Source organism: Anaerotignum sp. (assembly GCF_045122575.1).
Lineage (GTDB): Bacteria > Bacillota > Clostridia > Lachnospirales > Anaerotignaceae > Anaerotignum_A.
Window position 1 is genome coordinate 1 of the sequence record NZ_JBGVHV010000076.1, and the last position, 2,561, is coordinate 2,561.

At 45.8% G+C, this 2,561-nt stretch carries 3 protein-coding genes; 1 reads left to right on the plus strand and 2 read right to left on the minus strand.

What is annotated here, in order from left to right:
- Nucleotides 1–367: RrF2 family transcriptional regulator (locus ACJMLT_RS03440; RefSeq protein WP_405726630.1), on the minus strand; the 367-nt coding region annotated here is incomplete at its 3' end.
- 57 nt (nt 368–424) lie between these two features.
- Nucleotides 425–904 (minus strand): YbaK/EbsC family protein, encoded by a 480-nt coding sequence (locus tag ACJMLT_RS03445; protein WP_405726633.1) that lies wholly within the window; start codon nt 902–904, stop codon nt 425–427.
- 492 nt (nt 905–1,396) lie between these two features.
- On the opposite strand from ACJMLT_RS03445, the gene ACJMLT_RS03450 reads away from it, so the two are divergent.
- The coding region (locus tag ACJMLT_RS03450) for an AMP-binding protein (protein WP_405726636.1) at nt 1,397–2,561 on the plus strand (1,165 nt) is incomplete at its 3' end.

Sequence of the window (2,561 nt, forward strand, 5' to 3'; positions counted from 1 at the left end):
CGTCTACCACTTCGTCCAGTGCGTCCTTCATTTTTTTCCAGACGGACAGGGAAACGCAGTGGTCTGCATTGGAACAGTTGGGATGGTCTACGCAATCCACGGGGGACAGGGAACCTTCCAGCACACGCAACACTTCACCTACTGTTGTTTCGGCAGGGGGATTGGTCAGGGTATAGCCACCCTGGGCACCGCGGAAACTTTTCACCAGACCGGACTTTGTCAGAGGGTTGATGATCTGTTCCAGATATTTTTCGGAAATACCCTGATCCTTTGCAATGGATTTCAGGGGGATGGTGCCGTTTTCATAATTCAGTGCCAGTGCCAGCATCAGACGGATGCCGTAACGACCTCTTGTTGAAATTTTCATAAAGTCACCTCGCTAATCTGATATGGATAGTGGGGATGTTTTTTACTTGTTTGAAAATCAAGCTTCATCATTCCAACCCTTGCAGATGTCTACCCATTCTACACATTTGCCGTACTGGAAAAGTTCATCGCATGTCAGTTCTACAGCGGAGTTGCTTGTACCTGCTGCGGGGAATACAGTATCAAAACGCTGCATGGAAATATCTGCATAAGCCTTTGTGCCTTCGGGCAGATCGAAAGGACAAACACCGCCGACAGCATGGCCTGTTGCCTCCAGTGTTTCTTCTGCGGACAGCATTTTTGCTTTCAGGCCGAATTTATCTTTGAATTTGCGGTTATCGATTTTTGTATCGCCTGCAACGCAGATCACGATAGGGCCTTCTTTGCTCATCAGGCACAGTGTTTTGGTGATGCGGGCAGGAATTACGCCTGCAGCTTCCGCAGCCAGCTCCACTGTTGCGCTGGACTGAGAAAATTCGATGGGTTCTTTGGGACAGTTCATATCTTTCAGATATGCACGTACACTTTCAATAGACATTGGTATTACCTCTCCTCTTTTTGCTTTTGTTTCTTTATTGCTGCAATTTGCAACGTATGATTTTTTATACAGCATATCAGAAAAGTAGGAATTATGCAAGGGAAGAAAAGATTTTCGGGGATATTGTTTTATTCTTTTTGTTGTGCTATACTGTTTGAATAATTGAACAGGTAGGTTTTTCCTCTTTGGGGAAAATCTCTGACTTTTCGCTGCAATCGGCGCTTACACAGGCTTTGCCTGTATGTTCGCTTCTCAAAACGCAGCGAAGCCCGTTGCCTAGGTATCAATGTGCAAAGTCTTACCATTGACCATGCGAGAGACAGAGCAGTGATGATACAACCATGAAGAAGTCTTCCTATATCCCCGTATAGGAGGACTTTTCTCTTTTTGGCGGGCAAAACGGGCAGCCGCCTTTCCTCATTCTTGACGAAAAAAGAGCCAAATGCTATACTCAATAAGGCTTACGAAATAAAGAAAAATCGAGGGATTTTAATGATAAGAAATATACTGGAATATATGGAAAAAACGGCAGAACGCCTGCCGGATAAAGTTGCTTTTTCCGCAGCGGAAGGGGAAATTACCTTCGCAGAACTGGAAAACACAGCAAAACGCATCGGTACATACCTGACCCGCTTCGGCAAATGTCCTGTGGCGGTTATGATGCAGAAAACGCCGGTTTCTGTGGCAGCATTCATGGGTGCTGTTTACAGCGGCAATTTCTATACACCCATTGACGTGACTATGCCAAAGGAACGTGTACTTTCTATCCTGCACACACTGAATCCCGGTGTGATGGTCATCGATGAAAAAAGCAGAAAAGTGGCCGATGGCCTTGGTTACGAAGGAGAGATCGTGGTTCTGGAAGAAATTCTGGAAACGGAGATCGACGAAGAGATCCTGAAAAAAATCAGACTGAAAACCATCGACACAGACCCCCTGTATGCCCTGTTTACCTCCGGTTCCACGGGTGTGCCCAAAGGGGTTGTTATCAGCCATCAGGCCGTGGTGAACCTGACAGAATGGTATACAGAAGCCTTTGATATCACAGAAAAAGAGATCATCGGCAATCAGGCGCCATTTTATTTTGATTCTTCCGTAAAGGATATTTATGCAGTTCTGAAAACGGGGGCACAGATGGAGATCATTCCGAAAATGCTGTTCTCCTTCCCGAAAAAACTGCTGGAACATCTGGAAGCAAAACAGATCAACTATATAGACTGGGTGCCTTCTGCCCTGTGTATTGTAGTCAACACAGGTGCATTGGAAGCGTTCCAGCCTTCCTATCTGAAAAAAATCATGTTCTGCGGTGAGGCTATGCCTACCAAGCAGTTCAACATGTGGAAAGCAAAATATCCCGATGCCATGTTCGCAAATATCTATGGCCCTACAGAAACGACCGTAGACTGTACATTCTACATCGTGGACAGGGAATTTGCGGACGATGAGCCTCTGCCCATTGGCTATGGCTGCAGAAATACGGATGTTTTCATCCTCAATGGCGATAGACTGGCGGAAAAAGGGGAAAGCGGCGAACTCTGTGTTCGCGGTAGATGTCTGGCTCTGGGTTATTATAATAATCCCGAAAAAACGGCAGAAGCCTTTATTCAGAATCCTCTGAATCCCTATTATCCCGAAAAGATCTATAAAACAGGGGATA

What these genes read in the sequence shown, in the direction of transcription:
- ACJMLT_RS03445 (WP_405726633.1), bottom strand. Translation starts at nt 904, where the DNA reads ATGTCTATTGAAAGTGTACGTGCATATCTGAAAGATATGAACTGTCCC.